16 protein-coding genes and 1 tRNA gene are annotated in these 16,178 nt (G+C 42.7%); 8 read left to right on the plus strand and 9 right to left on the minus strand.

Annotation, left to right across the window (positions count from 1 at the left end; genetic code table 11):
* Positions 1–349 precede the first annotated feature (349 nt).
* Positions 350–550: a hypothetical protein gene (locus AACT52_RS17715; protein ID WP_233153985.1), complete on the plus strand. Its 201-nt coding sequence runs from the start codon at positions 350–352 to the stop codon at positions 548–550.
* A 476-nt stretch (positions 551–1,026) separates the two neighbouring features.
* On the opposite strand, the gene AACT52_RS17720 is transcribed toward AACT52_RS17715, so the two are convergent.
* Complete coding sequence (locus AACT52_RS17720; protein ID WP_073632755.1) at positions 1,027–1,296, minus strand: DUF3493 domain-containing protein; 270 nt, start codon at positions 1,294–1,296, stop codon at positions 1,027–1,029.
* A 22-nt stretch (positions 1,297–1,318) separates the two neighbouring features.
* Between AACT52_RS17720 and AACT52_RS17725 the strand changes: the two genes are divergently transcribed.
* A tRNA-Thr gene (locus AACT52_RS17725) sits at positions 1,319–1,390 on the plus strand.
* A 366-nt stretch (positions 1,391–1,756) separates the two neighbouring features.
* Here AACT52_RS17725 and AACT52_RS17730 read toward each other — a convergent pair.
* A complete protein-coding gene (locus AACT52_RS17730; RefSeq protein ID WP_073632757.1) occupies positions 1,757–3,157 on the minus strand; it encodes a sugar porter family MFS transporter in 1,401 nt (466 codons plus the stop codon).
* A 250-nt stretch (positions 3,158–3,407) separates the two neighbouring features.
* Entirely contained in the window at positions 3,408–3,617 is a 210-nt protein-coding gene (locus tag AACT52_RS17735) for a glucokinase (RefSeq protein WP_073632759.1), read from the minus strand.
* Positions 3,618–4,782: 1,165 nt separating this feature from the next.
* Here AACT52_RS17735 and AACT52_RS17740 point away from each other — a divergent pair.
* Positions 4,783–6,339 (plus strand): iron uptake porin, encoded by a 1,557-nt coding sequence (locus AACT52_RS17740; RefSeq protein ID WP_073632836.1) that lies wholly within the window; start codon positions 4,783–4,785, stop codon positions 6,337–6,339.
* Here AACT52_RS17740 and AACT52_RS17745 read toward each other — a convergent pair.
* A complete protein-coding gene (locus AACT52_RS17745) occupies positions 6,336–6,518 on the minus strand; it encodes a hypothetical protein (RefSeq protein ID WP_143172822.1) in 183 nt (60 codons plus the stop codon). The two genes, AACT52_RS17740 and AACT52_RS17745, sit on opposite strands and share 4 nt — an antisense overlap.
* 210 nt (positions 6,519–6,728) lie before the next feature.
* Between AACT52_RS17745 and AACT52_RS17750 the strand changes: the two genes are divergently transcribed.
* The gene (locus AACT52_RS17750; RefSeq protein ID WP_073632761.1) at positions 6,729–6,989 is read left to right on the plus strand and encodes a chlororespiratory reduction protein 7; all 261 of its coding nucleotides are present in this window, start codon (positions 6,729–6,731) and stop codon (positions 6,987–6,989) included.
* 257 nt (positions 6,990–7,246) lie between these two features.
* Here the strand turns inward: AACT52_RS17750 and AACT52_RS17755 are convergent, their stop codons facing one another.
* Positions 7,247–7,795 carry a DUF2854 domain-containing protein gene (locus AACT52_RS17755; protein ID WP_073632763.1) on the minus strand — a complete coding sequence of 183 codons (549 nt, stop codon included), beginning with the start codon at positions 7,793–7,795 and terminating at the stop codon, positions 7,247–7,249.
* 166 nt (positions 7,796–7,961) lie between these two features.
* Here AACT52_RS17755 and AACT52_RS17760 point away from each other — a divergent pair, with 166 nt between their 5' ends.
* Positions 7,962–8,141, plus strand: a complete 180-nt coding sequence (locus AACT52_RS17760; protein ID WP_041037049.1) for a hypothetical protein — start codon at positions 7,962–7,964, stop codon at positions 8,139–8,141.
* A gap of 149 nt (positions 8,142–8,290) precedes the next feature.
* Here AACT52_RS17760 and AACT52_RS17765 read toward each other — a convergent pair whose 3' ends face one another.
* From AACT52_RS17765 to AACT52_RS17780, 4 genes are all read right to left on the minus strand, one after another.
* Positions 8,291–8,707: a response regulator gene (locus AACT52_RS17765; protein ID WP_073632765.1), complete on the minus strand. Its 417-nt coding sequence runs from the start codon at positions 8,705–8,707 to the stop codon at positions 8,291–8,293.
* A gap of 157 nt (positions 8,708–8,864) precedes the next feature.
* Positions 8,865–11,081 (minus strand): polyphosphate kinase 1, encoded by a 2,217-nt coding sequence (gene ppk1, locus AACT52_RS17770; protein WP_073632837.1) that lies wholly within the window; start codon positions 11,079–11,081, stop codon positions 8,865–8,867.
* A gap of 282 nt (positions 11,082–11,363) precedes the next feature.
* A complete protein-coding gene (locus AACT52_RS17775) occupies positions 11,364–11,627 on the minus strand; it encodes a hypothetical protein (protein ID WP_073632767.1) in 264 nt (87 codons plus the stop codon).
* Positions 11,628–11,705: 78 nt separating this feature from the next.
* A complete protein-coding gene (locus AACT52_RS17780) occupies positions 11,706–12,236 on the minus strand; it encodes an NUDIX hydrolase (RefSeq protein WP_073632769.1) in 531 nt (176 codons plus the stop codon).
* 103 nt (positions 12,237–12,339) lie between these two features.
* Between AACT52_RS17780 and AACT52_RS17785 the strand changes: the two genes are divergently transcribed.
* The 3 genes from AACT52_RS17785 (at position 12,340) to AACT52_RS17795 (ending at position 15,854) form a co-directional block, all read left to right on the plus strand.
* Positions 12,340–13,818 (plus strand): sensor histidine kinase, encoded by a 1,479-nt coding sequence (locus AACT52_RS17785; RefSeq protein ID WP_073632771.1) that lies wholly within the window; start codon positions 12,340–12,342, stop codon positions 13,816–13,818.
* Between the two features lie 273 nt (positions 13,819–14,091).
* On the plus strand, positions 14,092–14,610 hold the full coding sequence (locus tag AACT52_RS17790) for a DUF2267 domain-containing protein (protein ID WP_073632773.1): 519 nt from the start codon (positions 14,092–14,094) through the stop codon (positions 14,608–14,610).
* A gap of 362 nt (positions 14,611–14,972) precedes the next feature.
* Positions 14,973–15,854, plus strand: coding sequence for a hypothetical protein (locus AACT52_RS17795; protein WP_073632775.1), 882 nt, complete (start codon positions 14,973–14,975; stop codon positions 15,852–15,854).
* Positions 15,855–16,178: the final 324 nt, after the last annotated feature.

Here is a 16,178-nt window from a genome sequence, read left to right on the forward strand (position 1 = left end):
CGGTCATGCGACTTCGACATTATTAACATTATTAACTGTAAAGTTACCAGTTCCAGAAAAAGCCTTGAATGTAGAATAATGTCATGGGGTAGAAGAAGATTAACGTTTGTCTATAGAGGTAACACAGATGTTCAAAAAATGGAATTTAGACGATTGGATAAACCACATTTTGTTTACGATCACTGTTGCCTTTCTGTTTTACTCTTTCTTCTTGCACCACTAGTCCTCTTATCAGTTATCAGTTATGGGTAAACAACCACGTGTTGACTGTTAACTGATAACTGCTAACTGTTCACTGTTTAGTATTTACTGTTCTATGAATATCAGGTTAATCATCTTCTCAGGTGTTATGACTGGTCTAATTGGCGCAGTTATCGGTTTAGCTGCTGCTCAAATTGGTCAGCGTGGCTTTAATCAACTTAAATTTGAAGGTCAGTACTACCAAGACTTGCACAATAGATATACCTTAATTGGTGCCAGTTTGGGACTTGTTGTGGGTGTTGCACAAGAATGCGTGCGTGAGCTTAAGGCTGATAGAGAAGAGAGGTAGGAATAAGTAAAATTAGGCTGAGCCAAGAGTACTTCTCTTTTTAACTTGTGGATATGCACGAAAGTTCTCCAAAACGTCTTGTCAGTGAGCTAAATCAAAACCCGAGCCTATCTTAGGTATTGTTTTTTAAAGTCAATTATGCACTTCCTATCTGCAAGTGTCTCAGCCATTAATTTTCATTTCTTAGTTTCCAAACGCAGACCTTTGGTGGAAAAAGCTTGAATCTTTTGTTTAGAAAAATAGAAAAAGTAAGTACGAATGAAGGTTAAATACAGCTTATTTTGCTTGCTTATTATCGGCACAACCGCTCTAACTACGACTTACTGGAACTTTGGTATGATGGGGATAACAGTATTTTTATTAGCTTACTTCTCTAAAGGCATAAGATCCCATCGCGTAAGCCTGGCGGCACCGGAGGACTCAGCGGACGCTTTGCACCATCGCAAAAGCTTGTAATTGATTTTTCTGAAAGGGCTTTAGGGGCGTCGTTGTCTGCGCTGCTCCCAACGCCAAAGAAAAACCATTAAAGTGATAATTCCTATTTGAAGTGCCAAGTTAGGCAAAGCGCTGTCAACATCGCGTCCTGCAAGTAGCTGAGAAAAAAAGATGAGTGCGCCGATAAAGCCAGAAGCACCACAAGCAATGTAGATAAATTGCCGTAAGCCACGATAGGGGGCTGCTATTTCTGCCTTAAGACGGGCATATTGTTCTGATTTCATACGATTTTTGCTATTTGGTTGTGTCATGAGCTATTATCTTTTAATGTCTGCCGATGTGGCTCAGTGGTAGAGCACTCGATTCGTAATCGAGCGGTCGCGGGTTCAAATCCCGCCATCGGCTTTTGATCAGAGATTACCAGAACTTTAGCTAGCTTGCTAGAAGCTCCACATCTCACCCGCTTTGGGGAGTGTGGGATTCATGGCGGACAAGAACTGGGAGATTCTCCACTGAGGGTGTCCCAGTTCTTGTCACTCCCTCGCCCAGCGCTTAATGAGTTCACGCTCACTTACTGTAATAGACTTCTTGCATTCATTCCAAAAAAAAGAATAATTAACCACAGATGGACACAGATGGACACAGATGGAACTCACATTCCGCAATCTTGTCTAATGTTTGCCACGCATTAGGAGTGAGTGTTATATACTGCTTTATCTTTAGACTTATTTCGTCCCAGCTTTTTACGAAGTCCCACAAGTTCGATGCGAATCACATATCTTCTAACTCAATTCCTTTGGTTTCCTTAATAAAAAAGAGAACGAAAAACAACGAGATAGCCGCCGCCGTTGTATACAGACCATAAGCAGCACCTAGCCCAAAATATTGCAGTATGGGAGGAAATGTCGTGGAAACGACGAAATTCGCAACCCATTGCATTGCAGCAGCGACTGAAAGTGCAGCAGCTCGGATCTTGTTATTGAACATTTCTCCTAACAGCACCCAGACCACTGGTCCCCAGGAAAAACCGAAGCAAAACACATAGAGGTTGGCTGCGAGGAGAGCCACAATACCCGCTGAACCGCTCAAAGTAGGGTTGCCAGCAGCATCGAGTTGAGCGGTTCCAAAAAGAGAAGCCAACGTCCCCAAGGTCAAAGTCATGCCGATTGACCCTAGAATGAGCAACGGCTTGCGACCAAATTTATCCACGAAGGCGATCGCCACTAGCGTAGTAATAATGTTTACGGCTCCTGTGATCACCGTGATTGTTAGGGAATTTTGTTCTGAAAACCCGACTGCGCGCCACAAAATACTGCTGTAGTAGAAGATTACATTAATACCAACCAATTGCTGGAGTACAGATAAGCCTATTCCTATCCAAACAATACGCAGGAGTCCGCCATTTCTCCCTAAGAGGTCAGAAAACCTAGGCTCGCGCTCTCGCATAACTGTTTGCCGAATTTCTTCGATTTTTGAGCGCACGTCACCTCCCAAAATCTTGGTCAGAACGTTAGTAGCTTCTGGCTCCCGTCCTTGGGCAACCAAGTACCGGGGCGATTCGGGAATCATTAAAGCTGCCATCCCGTAAAGCACAGCTGGAGGGATTTCCGTCCAAAACATCCACCGCCAAGCGGCTATTCCAAACAAAAATGGCGACTCAGCTGAACCTGCTGATACAGCGATAAAGTAGTCGCATAGCAGTGCAATGAAAATACCAACCACAATCGCTAGTTGCTGGAGAGATCCCAACCTTCCTCGTAAATGGGTGGGAGAACACTCGGCAATGTAAGCTGGCGCGATGACGCTAGCAGCGCCGACTGCAAGCCCACCCAATACTCGCCAAAAGATAAAATCCCAGATTCCGAAAGCAATCCCAGAGCCAATGCCACTGATGGTAAATAACACCGAAGCTACCACCATTGCCTTGACTCGACCATAACGGTCTGCGATTTTCCCGGCATAAAAGGCTCCTACCGCAGACCCCAACAAAGCCAGGGACACAGCAAGACCAGTCAGTACACTGTTGGCGTTAAAGGCTTTGGACAGAGCAGCAACCGCACCGTTGATTACAGCAGTGTCAAAACCAAACAAAAAACCCCCAAGAGCGGCAGCACCAGCAATCAGGATGACATAGAAGGTGTTGGATTTACGACGAGTAGTAGTGGAGGACATGGTTATATCTGGTAGATATGGTAAGAATCTTTACTAGACTGGCTTGAGACTGAGCTAAGATTCAGGGTGGCACGAACGCGAGTGCGTGTCCCGTGCCTCATTCGGGAGGAGCTAACGAATTGCACAAAGCAGCGTCCCCGTAAGTCCTAAAGGACAGGCACTCGCTCTTTGAGCTCATCCTCAAGACGTTTTAGCTAGAGGTTAGTTGGTCAGCACACACAGCAACTCGGATGAGTTCAACTTCTCGATTTCAGATCAGATGAACAGGAATCTGCTTAAGTAGAGAATTCATCTGCCCTTTCTGCAGGAATGCTTCCATGAAATTCCCTTGCTGGATGAGGGGTAGAATCTTGGCAGCAATGCCGCCCGCTATAAGTAAGTCGGCAAGAAAAAACCAAACTATGTAAAGAAAAGTAAAATCTCTGTATTTGGCTCGTAGTAGCGCTATGGCTGACGCCACGCTGCGCGAACAGCGCTAAAGCGCTACTACAAACCAGTGATGATTATTTGCGCCGACTTACTTATACAGCTTGATATAGGGCAGGAGTTTGAGAGCCAGGTTTCCTGCTTATGTACCATAAGCCTGCACTCAACAACTCCATCGTTTTTTGGCTAGATCAGTAGCCAATATTTAATTTTCCTGCTGGAATTGTTCGGTGTAAGGAATCTAGCCCACAAAAAGTGCAAGTTAAATGCACTTGTCAGCTTGTAACGTTATAGACAATTGTCTACACGTTTAAGTGATTGGAGATGACATGGTAGGAAATAGCAAGTAAACCTATCGCTTGCTCCAATTTTTTGACTAACGGTTTGTCTTAATCAACCTATACTAACGTTTGTTTAATATAAATAAAATATAAAAACAATCGGTTTTCTATCACTCTAAAGTTAGATGTTCATAAGATATAATTTTTTTTATATCTTAAGTAGAAAAGCAAATAGAACTCTTTAAAATATAACAATAAAAATTAAGAAATGTAACGGAATCAAGCTAGATTTATTGAGTCTCGAATTTGCTGATAGCTTCACTGGATAGTCATTTCTCCAGCGATTTTGCCAAGCGAAATCAATAGTAAACCTCATCTTCAGTAACTGCCAACTAGTCATTGAAGGTGAAGTTTTCTGTTGGAGTGTAAGTGGTAATTTACTCGGTGAATGTTTAGTGGGACTTTAGAAGTTTCTGGAACCTCAAAGCCTTTGTAAATAAGGCAAAGGCGTCAACAGGGGCAAAAGTGACTCAAACGAGCGTGACAATAGACGAAATTGATATCAAAGCTTCGCCCCTTCTAAAATTGAGACGATTTTGAGCCTAGTTTTTTAAAAAGTCCTATTAGAAACAAGATAAGACTTATTAAGTCAAGGCTAAAAAAATGATAAAAACGCATAAAATAATGCAACTGATTGTGGCAAGCCTGACAATCAATTTAATTGGTATTGAGACGTTATGTGCTCAAGACATTGATGGAAGAATTGAAGTTGTAAATAACCCGATTACTGTTCATAAACAAAATACTAATTTCGTTAAATTAGCCCAAAGAGTTGACTCTAACTCTGCAACTAATGCAAACACTAAAGAGCTTGTAGCTGACAATCTTTTAGGACAAACTGATATTTCTGCCAGCCTGATGCCAGTGGCAAATTCCCCAAAGGTGTCAGAGAACGCCGTCAACAATAAGGCAATGGCTCAAATACCTTCTGTTTCTCAGTTATCAGATGTGCAACCTACTGATTGGGCATACCAAGCATTACAGTCTTTAGTTGAGCGTTATGGTGTCATTGCTGGTTATTCTGATGGCACATTCCGGGGAAACCGATCGCTCACTCGCTATGAGTTTGCTGCCGGTTTGAATGCGGCTTTAAATCGGCTCAACGAATTGATTGCAGCGGGTACTACTGATTTAGTCAGGCAAGAAGATTTGGCAACACTGCAAAAATTGCAACAGGAGTTTGCGCCAGAACTGGCAACTCTGCGCGGGCGGATAGATACCCTGGAGGCACGTACAGCAACACTGGAGGAGCAGCAGTTTTCTACCACGACCAAATTGAATGCTCAAATTATCACCGCCGTTAGCGATACCTTTGGTAACAGAGTAGGTGGCGATCGCGATCGCTCCCAAACCTATTTTGCAGATCGAGGTCGTCTCAACTTTGAAAGCAGCTTCACAGGCAAAGATTTGTTGCGAGTCCGTCTGGAGTTCGGGAACTTCTTGAATTCCAATGGCACAAGTCAGATTGCCTCAGTGACGGGCACCGGGATGACGCGACTGAACTTCGATACTGACAGCAACAACGATGTCTCTATTCCCCACGTCCGTTACTTCTTTCCCGTAAGCGATTCTGTTTCCTTTGTAGTAGGTCCCACAGGCATCGGCTACACCGACATCACAGAAACCGTAACTCCTGCCTCTATCGCAGATGACGGAAACGGGATTCCCTCACTATTTGGGGAATACAGTCCCCTCTTCCGGCGAGGCGGCGGTGGTGCAGCTGTTAATTGGAACATCAATAAAGACCTGATTTTGACTCTGGGCTATTTGGCGGATAACCCCAATCTTCCATTTGAAAAAAATGGGGTATTTGATGGCGGTTACAATGCGCTAGCGCACTTGGTGTATCACGGCAAGCAAGGGGCGGTTGGCATCGCTTACTCCCATAGCTATACCCCTGGTGGTAACGTTGGTCTTACAGGCGGCACAGGTAGCGCCTTAGCAGGCTCTCCCTTTGGGAACCGCATTGCCACTTCCGGCAACATTGTCGGTGCGCAGGGATACTATCGCTTTTCGCCGAATTTCCAAATCCATGCTTGGGGTGGATATATTTGGGCAACTGCTGAGAACTCTGGTTTGAGTGACATTTCCAATGGTACGGGTGGAACAGATTCCCTCTTGGTAAACAAGGGTGACAATGCCAATGTGTGGTTTGGGGCGATCGGCGTGTCGTTTCCGGATGTGGGAGGTAGAGGCAACCTGCCGGGAATTCTCTTTGGTGTGCCACCACGCGTGTCTAGCAGCGATGTCCGTAAAGAAGAAGACAACGCTTACCACATCGAAGCATTCTACCGCTGGCGACTGAACGACAACATTTCGGTAACTCCTGGTTTGTGGGTAATTCTTAACCCGGAAAACAACAGCAGAAATGATACGCAGTATGTGGGTGTGCTTCGCACAACATTCGATTTCTAAATCCACTTTGCAACACAAGCGACACAGGGCGATGGCAACGAAGTGCCCGCAGTCATGCGATCGCGTAAGCGCAAAGCGCACGCCAAGGGCGAACGCGCAGCGTGTCCGTTCGGCGAAGCCGTGCCGAAGGCATAGGACTCAGGGGCAGAAAAGCGCGATCGCCCTCCAACACCTTGCATTGAACACAACACTCATAGGAGGCAGGTGAACACCAAGATACCCGACAACTTTGGCGAAGTCGGGTATCTGAGCTTTTTCTTTTCACAAATCAAATAGGACTGCTATATTATTGTATAAATGCTAATCATTTTACAAAACAGATAAAAAGTTATAAAAGACATCTTTTCTTAAAAAAAACATATCTAAAATTCATCAAATTTTGTTTGTATATGCCAGATTCATTAATGTATCAGCAGGATTATTTTGTTCTTTTAGAAACGAACCAACCAGAACAAATTCTTTCTGCTCCAGAGTTGTTAGAGAAGCTCAAGGGAATTTTAGAAAAATTTCAATTTGAGGATTTGCCACTCGATTTACGCTCTTTTGATTCAACAGAGGCGCAAGCAAAATATTTAATCGACACGAGTTGCGAGTTGGATGTTGGTTCTGGGCAGTATTTGCAATGGTACGCAGTTCGTCTAGAAAAGTAAAGATGAGTCATTAGTCATTAGTAAACAACTAAAAACTAATGACCAAGAAAGAACTCAGGAATCAGAATCATTCGTCAGAATACTAAACGCGTTTTCTCGTTACGAATTAAGAACTCTGGTTCCTGAGTATTGGTAGGCGTGCCCCCGAATTGAAACGCGAGAGAAAAAGAAAGTTTTCCTTCTCAAATCAAGAGGGTTCTCCTTGTGGGGATATTCTAATTACTGAGTTCTGCGTTCTGCATTCTTCTTAATCATAACTATTTTTTATTCGTAATCAGCGCCAGTTCAATTCTTTCTGGTTCTGGCTGTGTCACTTTTACCTCTACTCCAGGACCAAAAAAACTGGTCATTTTTTCCTGCTTTTGTTGCCATACGTCAATTGGTAGTAATGGCGAATCAAATTCCAAAATTAAAGTATAAGCTCCATTGATTTCTGTTTCTCGCAACCCTGTGACAACTGGTATATCATTGTCTGTGGAACCAAGCTTTAGAAATGAAAGCGCTTTATCTAAATGCCCGTCTTGACCGTAGCAATATCGAGTAATGTCTAGGCGAATTTGATTTTGAGTAGAAGTTGCTTGCTGATTTCTCAGTGCTAACACTTGTGGCGTCGTAGGTTCACTGAAGGGTACAGGCTTAAGTTCGTTAGCTTTGAGTGCAAGTCCTCCTAGTAGAAGAGGAATTCCGTAAAAAAAACCTGCAAGATTTAGTGTGGCATAGTCAGCAGCGTAGGCAGCAAAACCGATGATAGTTAAAATACCGCCGATGGTTATACCTAGCGTTCCCAAAGAAAATTGGCGTAACATGATTTTAGTTCGTGATGAATTCCTAGTACCTTAGTTTTTCTATCATCGGTGATCACGAACAAGTTAGGGAAGATCATAGGTGATTCAAAGGCTGCTTTGCGCTACACTTCAAAAGGCGGCTTACCGTAGATTAAAGTAGAGGAGAGTTCAAGACAGGAAGATAACAATGGATGCACAAACTATAAAACAACGAGTAGCTAAAGTTCAAAGTCAACGAGAGTATTTACTGAATCTCCTAGAACAACCAAACCTGGGAACTTTGAGAATTGACGTGAATCAGGCTTTGGAAGAAATGGATGAGCTTATTGATGAGTTTAGACGCACCTTTGGACAAACAGAAATTTAGTTGAGTCTCAATAAGCAACACAATTGATACAAAACTGCGTCGGCAAACCGTTAATTTACGGCTTTACCGACGCCTCTAAACACTTCAATATTCTTTAGTCCATTGAGTTGACCTTGTTTTAGATTTCCCAAGCTACTTTGCTGTATCATTTATCCCGCGACTGAACGATTAGCTGCACCCTGTCCTAACTTTTTAACCAAAGCAATGAGTTCGGTTGTTGGTGTATCTTTTTTACAAAAAGCATCCAAGCTACCGATTTCTTTGGTTTCCTGACACTTAGTGTCTTCGACTGACGAGTAAGCAATGATTTGGGTATTTGGAGCAATTGCTTTAATATGACCAGAGGCGCTCCAACCGTCCATGACTGGCATATGTAAATCTAGTACTATCACGTCGGGGTGACAGCGTTTAACCATTTCTACGGCTTCTTGACCATTACTGGCTAAACCAACAACTTGAAGATTTTTCTGGCTAGAAAAGGCTAATTTTAGGGTTAAACGAGTCAGTTCGTGATCGTCAACCACTAGAACACGCAATGTAGAAGGCTCACAGGACAACATCAACATCCATGTAAAAGAATAACGACTTATGATAACCTTTACAGTTTATGGGAATAGATGCCTGCACTCACTCTATCCAATGGTTGAATAAATTGTATTGAACCTATGGCAACGAGTTGGATAATTTAGAAAAATGAGAGCTTTTAAGAAAACTTATAAAAAGCTAGCCGTCAAGATATAAGGAACTTTTTTTTGTATTTACTATATTTGAAGTGGCGATTCCATTCGAGGTTAAAGCCATAGACATGAGAATTTTTTGTGAACTGGCTTCTGGGCTGTCTTCACCAAGACTTCTTTGAATATAACTGCCATCTGGCTGTAACTCCCAAGCTTGGCGGTTATCTGCTAACATAATTCCTAAGATTTCTTGCAAATCCTTAGCAATATCTACATCTATGATTGGGGTAATGACTTCTACCCGACGATCCAGATTACGCCGCATCCAGTCGGCACTGCCAATATAGATTTCCTCCTGCCCATTGTTATAGAAATAAAAAATACGGGAGTGCTCTAAAAAGCGACCAACGATACTAATAACGCGAATATTTTCACTAATATCTTTGATCCCTGGGCGTAAACAGCAAATCCCACGTATGATCAGGTCAATTTGCACGCCAGCACGGGAAGCTTCATATAATTTCGAGATAATTTCCGGGTCTACCAATGAATTCATTTTGGCAACAATCCGCCCACTCATGCCATTGTGAACATTTTCAATTTCCCGGTGAATCATCGAAACAAAGCGATCGCGCATCGTCACAGGTGCAACCAAAAGTTTTCGGTATGACTTTTGCCGTGAGTATCCTGTCAAGAAATTGAAAACATCTGTAACATCGGCTCCCAAATCTTCATTGCAACTGAACAATCCCAAGTCTGTGTACAGTCGGGCTGTTTTCGGGTTATAATTACCAGTGCCAATATGCACATAGCGAAAAATGCGGTCTTGTTCGCGCCGCACCACCATAATAAGTTTGCAATGAGTCTTCAGCCCGACTAAACCATAAACTACGTGAACTCCGACGTTTTCCAGACGCTTTGCCCAGTAGATATTATTCTCTTCATCAAATCGCGCCTTAAGTTCCACCAGTACTGACACCTGCTTGCCATTTTGCGCCGCCGCAATCAAGGCATTTACGATCGGCGAGTCAAAAGAAGTCCGATAAAGAGTCATCTTGATTGCTAGCACATTCGCGTCATGGGCAGCATGGGTAATAAACCGCACCACAGATCTCGAAAAGGATTGATAGGGATGGTGTACGAATAAATCCTTTTCCCGAATGACTGTAAAAAAATCTTTTCCTTCTTCTATCTCCCGTACATCTGGGTTTATGTTTGGCTCTTTAATCCTTAGTAAGCGGGGATGTACTACAGATTGCCACGGTGGATCTTTGAGTTCTGGGACGGGCAATGACATGAAGTACATCAAATCCTTCAGTCCTATGATACCGTCTACTTCGTAAACATCATTTTCTTCTAATTCCAAATCCTCCAACAGTCGTTTTCTGATGGATTCAGGAGTTTGAGAATGTATTTCTATGCGTAAAGGAGATCCACCAACGCGCCGTTTTTGCAGTTCCTGTTCTATAGCCAACAGTAAGTCATCAGCTTCATCTTCTTCTAATTCCAGGTCAGCGTCACGGGTTATCCGGAAGGTATGGTACTCTTGTATGTTCATCCCTGGAAAGAGGGACTCTAAGTTATGGGCGATCGCCTGTTCCAAAGGTATCCCAGTCCACACTGCTGGTTTTCCGTCATCATGAATTCCCAAATCTGGCGGTAAAGCCAAAAATCGCGGCAAAACTGTGGGAACTTTGACTCTGGCAAACAATTCTTCTTCTGTTTCTGGGTTTTTGACTACAACAGCCAAATTCAGGCTGAGATTGGAAATGTAGGGAAAAGGATGCGATGGATCAACAGCAAGGGGAGTCACGACGGGAAAGACTTGCTCTTCGTAGTATTTGTCTAAATAATTTCTCTGTCTTTCGCTTAAATCTATGTAATCTAATATATGTATACCGTGCTTTGCTAGCTGAGGTCGCAAAACTTTCTCAAACTGTTCGTGTTGTTTGGCTACTAACGGACGCAGTGTTGAGCTAATTTCATCGAGTTGTTGTTGTGGCGTGCGACCATCGGAAGGTAACTGACTAACCTTCGCTTCTACCTGTTGCTTGAGTGCTGCAACACGCACCATGAAGAACTCATCCAGGTTAGAGCTAAAAATTCCCAAAAACTTGAGGCGTTCTAGGAGCGGTGTTCGTGAATCGCAGGCTTCATGCAACACCCTTCTATTAAACTCTAACCAGCTTAACTCTCGGTTGAGATAGTATTGAGGGTCATTGAGATTGATTTGATGATGTGCGTTCTTCTTTGATTTTGGCATGATGACCTGGATGCAGGCAGGTGTAGCCCGACAGAGCTGGGATAGCATACTAAACATAGTAGAGGAAAAGATGCTTTGCTTCTATCTCAAGGCAAAGAGAAAGGGAAATTTGCGGACGGATTGGGAAAGTTAGGTTGAACGATACGGACACCCGAGTCAAAACGGCTAGATGGACTCTTAGTTCAGGAACGTTCCAGCTTTATAAAATTTACCTTCAATCGCTGTATATTATCTAACGCACTATCATCAAAACCGCACAACAACTCAGTCAAGCGGTTGAAATTACCCCGAAATCGCCTTTCTAGGTAGAGGTAATACATATCCAGTAAGCCTAGAATTGTAAAAGGAGATGATTGCTAGAAGAAACAAAGGTGGATTTTTATTAGTAAAACCAAATCCCATCAAAGCAGTCCAGATACTTAATGCCAGTTGTTTTACAGCAAGCGAATTACTAGCCATACGATTAATGATGGCTTGTAGCATTTCACTTTGCTTTATAAGGTAATCTCGATTCTCTTTAATTGAGTTTTGGTTTCCTGCTGTCATAGCTCGAACTGTAAAATTTAGTTTCTTATCAATCAGAGATTACCATTGTTTTTTGTGTCAATGATAAATTTTAATATATTATATATAAAAAATATCTCGCAATCTGAAATAGCCTATCTGACAAGCTGAATAATCACAATTATTTAAATACTCGAAAGGACGCCATTCATTTTTACTAATAGATTCATGATAAGTACCGTCCTGTTGAGCGATATCTGGCTCTATACCAGTTACATCGGCATAATACATATAGCAAATTTCATTGGTTTGAGTCCCAACGATGTATTTACCAAGTGATAAAACCTTAACAGAAAAACCTGCTTCTTCATAAACTTCTCTAATTGCTGCTTCTTCTGGCGATTCACCTTCATCTAATGCGCCAGTGATAGGACAAGGAAAAAGCTTCATTTGTCCGTCAAATTCTGTGCTATCAATACAAAGAGGTAGCTGTCTAATTAAAACTTCATATATTACAGGAGAAACGTCATTTCTTCTCAACAGAAATACTGCAACTGAGTCTTTCCCCTTTCTTTCTAAATAATCAAATCCTCTGGGTGTTTTCTTGACAGTAACCCAATTGGTAGTGAAAATCGTCTCGTCAGTATCCATATACCTAACTCCTTATTTGCGAAACATTCTCTTACTTTGCCGCTACAGCAAGGTTATTCTTGAAATCATAAATCTTATTGTTATTTTTAAGTCGGAAGCATCTATGTTTCAAGCTACTCGTCGCCGTCTTGCCCTATGGTACACAGCCATAACCGCTATACTACTGCTGCTCTTTGCTAGTGGGGTATACTTGTACGTCCGCAGCACATTGGTTGAGCGGATTGATGATACCTTGAATCATGTTGTGGAAGTGGTAGAGCGATCGCTTGTCATCGAACCTGTTAAGTCAGGCTTGGGTCAACTCGGTGTAAATGTAGAAGCCAGTTTTCGTGACAATACTGACACAGCAGAAGATGACCGCATAGACCTAGAATGGTTTAGCCCTACTGGAGAATTGCTTTGGTCTACTTTTTCACAACCTCTCAATATTCCACTGCACCCCAACCAGACAGGTGAGACTGTCAAAATCGTCAGGAAAGAAGAGGAACAGAAGGAGAGAGGAACAGAAGGAGGGAAAGTACTCTCACTCCCTCACTCCCTCACTCCCTCACTCTCCCCCACTCCCCCGCTGCTACTACGACAAGTGACAGAACGAGTGCAAATTGGTCGGCAAGTATTGGGATATTTGCGTGTTAGCCATCCCTGGTTTGAAGTCACAAAACCCAGTCGCCAATTGATTTTAGATTTAGCATGGGGTACTGGATTGATGGTACTTTCTGTTGCAGCAAGTGGCTGGTTTCTTTCAGGTAAAGCAATGGAACCAGTGCGCGAGTCTTATCAACGTCTTAAACAGTTTACTGCTGATGCTTCTCATGAACTCAGAAGTCCAATTACCTTGATTCAAACTAATGTGCAAGTCGCCCTGAGTGAGTTGGAATTAGCAGAGGCAGACGGCAATATTCCTTCGCACTTTCGGCAACAATTAAAAGTGGTAGAACGGCTGACGCAACGCTTGGGCAAGTTAGTCAACGATTTGCTGTTTCTGGCAAGACAGGATAGTGGTATCAGCAAAGAAAGTTTTTCTCCTTGTCCTGTTGACGCTTTGTTAATGGAAGTGGTTGAAGAACAACAACTGTTAGCCGTAGAAAAGGGTATTATCCTCTCTCTAGATTTCATTGATCCTCCTGCTGAAGAAACTCATCCGGAATTACTTGATAACTGGTTCACAGTCGTAGGCAACTGGGATCAACTGGTGCGGCTATTTACAAATTTGATTGGCAATGCCTTGCAATACACCCCATCTGGAGGGCGCGTAGATGTGGAATTGGCACGTATCGAGGCAACAAATCGTGTTTCTGGGCTGCGTTACAACACTGCCCATTTGCTTCTTAAGGTGAGGGATACCGGAATTGGTATCCCTGCGGAGGAACTACCCCGTTTGTTTGACCGTTTTTATCGGGTAGATCCAGCGCGTACTCACACAGTTCAAACTAAAGCAACACAAAGTGCAACTGGTTCGGGATTAGGACTGGCGATCGCCCTAGCTATAGTCGAAAAACACCACGGTCAAATTCAAGTAGAAAGTACTCAAGGCATTGGGAGTACTGTCACCGTCACTTTACCCGTTACTCTTGAGTCTTAATTGAACTTTGTTCTGTATAACACCTAACAAATGTTTCTTCTGGTAGATTTAGGGCTGTTTCCTCTGGCAGATGCAGGGGAGTATCTTTACCTACTAATTTAGTGGCAATGTTTGATCAAGTGAGCAAAGCAAAAAATATATTCTAGCAGTCTGATATAACGACTTTTAAAACTTTCTTAACGAGTTCTACAAACTGCTAGTTTGCTATTTGCACTTATTCACTTTGAGCTTCAGACATTATATAAAAATCAATAAATGCTTTGAGGAGGATTAATGGAGGCAAATACTCCAAAAACTTTAGATAAAGCACAATCATCTCCTATCGATGCAAAAGATAGACCATTTTTAGAAAAGGTAATGGTCAAAGGCAAACTGGGAGATGTGTTCGACGCCAGAGACGTCACAGAAGTAGTTTACCGTGTGATGCGCGACCTGATGACCACGGAAGCTGCCGACCGAGTTGCCGAAGAACTGGCCGACAAACCAGCTGAAATAAGTGATGATAAAGCGCTGCAAAACACAATTGTAGACCTTTGGAAAGATACAAATCCGATTGTGGGCTTCTTAAGTCGGGTTCGTCCACCTTGGCAAGGTCCTGGCATTTTTAAGATTGATTCTGATCGGTTTTTATTTCGGGTAGCAAATGAAGGTGGAGTGCAGCCCAATGTAGACCGAGAAGAGGTGGTTAAGGCAGTATTCTCTGCTACGAAAGACGAATTATCTCCAGAAAGAATTGAGGAAATTGCTAGTTGGTTGCCTGATCACGTTCGCAAACTTTGGGAAGAAGCTTAACAAATTTAAGAGTTAGGAGTTAGGAGTTAGGAGTTAAATTCTAACTTGTGACTCCTGACTTTTCAGTTAATTATCTTAATTATAAAAAATATTTATTAAACAATATCTATTTATATACGACTTGTGGCAGAAATGTAGATCCAATCTGCTATTACTTTTCACGTCTATAGTTAGAGTGCGAAATTATTAGTAATTGTTATATTTTAATTGTTAAGTTTTAAAACTTTATTAAAAAGCAAGCAGAATCTGGCAACAGGCAAATCAGTCTTCATTTTGCCCAAATGAAGCTGTTGTTTATTGCAAAAGTTTTCGCGTTTAAAAATTTTTGGCTCTTAATTTAGATTATTCATCAGGAGGTCAACATGAACCTGAAATATCAAAAATTCAGTAAATCTGCTAAATTTTTAGGGGCTATTTGCGGAGGATTACTGATTGGGTTGCCTGCAATTTCTCAAGTAGCAGTTGCTCAGCAATCAGCACCTCGGCAACCCCAGCAACAAGCTAATTCCAAAACTAACCCTTGTCCCAGCATTTTCTACGAAGAACCCCACAATAGTAATGTCTTCACTCCAGCAGGATGTCCACCCAATGCTTTCACTCGACAATCAGCACAGCAAGGGGGTGTGACTCCAGGTAGTGCTTCTGTTAATCCAACACAAGAACAGATCAGGCAGGGTGTGGGCGGTGAAACACCATACAACCGTTCTGATAGTAGCTCCCAAACCTACAACTATAGCAGCCAGACACAGTCAACGAGTTCCGGACAAGACGTAAACAGTTCCGAGTCAGAAACTCGGACGTATACCAGTCAAGGACCTGCAGGTGGGTATACTGTCAGCACAAACTCACAATCTCAAAGTAACCCTAGCACTCAACAAAGACAAAGTTCTGTGATCACACCACCAGCGCCAGAACAACGCCAAGCCCCCAGCAGCATAATTGCGCTGAGAGATGGCAGAGTCACTGTCAGGCTGGTGAACGATACAGCTGCGCCTATCACTTATCAAGCCATTGGTGATACAGCACCGCGAACCTTACCAGGTAAGTCAGAAGTGCTGTTGCAACGTTTAGCTACACCAACAACCGTGACATTCCAACGGCAGGATAACGGACTATTGATGGTGAGAACACAACCTTCTTCTCAAGCTGGAGTTTTGGAAGTCAGGTTGGATGAAACAACCGATTTGCAAATGGATACAAAAGCAATGAGTATTCAACAAAACGGTCAAGTTTTCTTGAATTAGTCACCAAGTTTCCAAACTAAAATCTTGCAAGAGTTGCAACAGTGAGGAGGCGAAGCCTCCAAACTCTCGTTACCAGGTTCAACCTGGTAACGAGATATTAGAGCCTCTGGCTCTTGTTGGGTACAAGCTCTGAGCAAAGGGACATACGCTTATATCTTTAGGGACTTCCAAATAAAAAAGTATCCAGCTACCTCTTGTGAAGATAGGCGTCTTGCCTCGTATTTAGTTAGGGCGGGCAAGATGCCCACCGCACAAGATTGATAATTTATTTTTTGGAAATTCCCTACTGATAGATGCCCTTTGTGATTTCAGGTTTAAGTAAAA

The sequence above is a fragment of the Scytonema sp. HK-05 genome, from assembly GCF_963872035.1.
Lineage (GTDB): Bacteria > Cyanobacteriota > Cyanobacteriia > Cyanobacteriales > Nostocaceae > Kalymmatonema.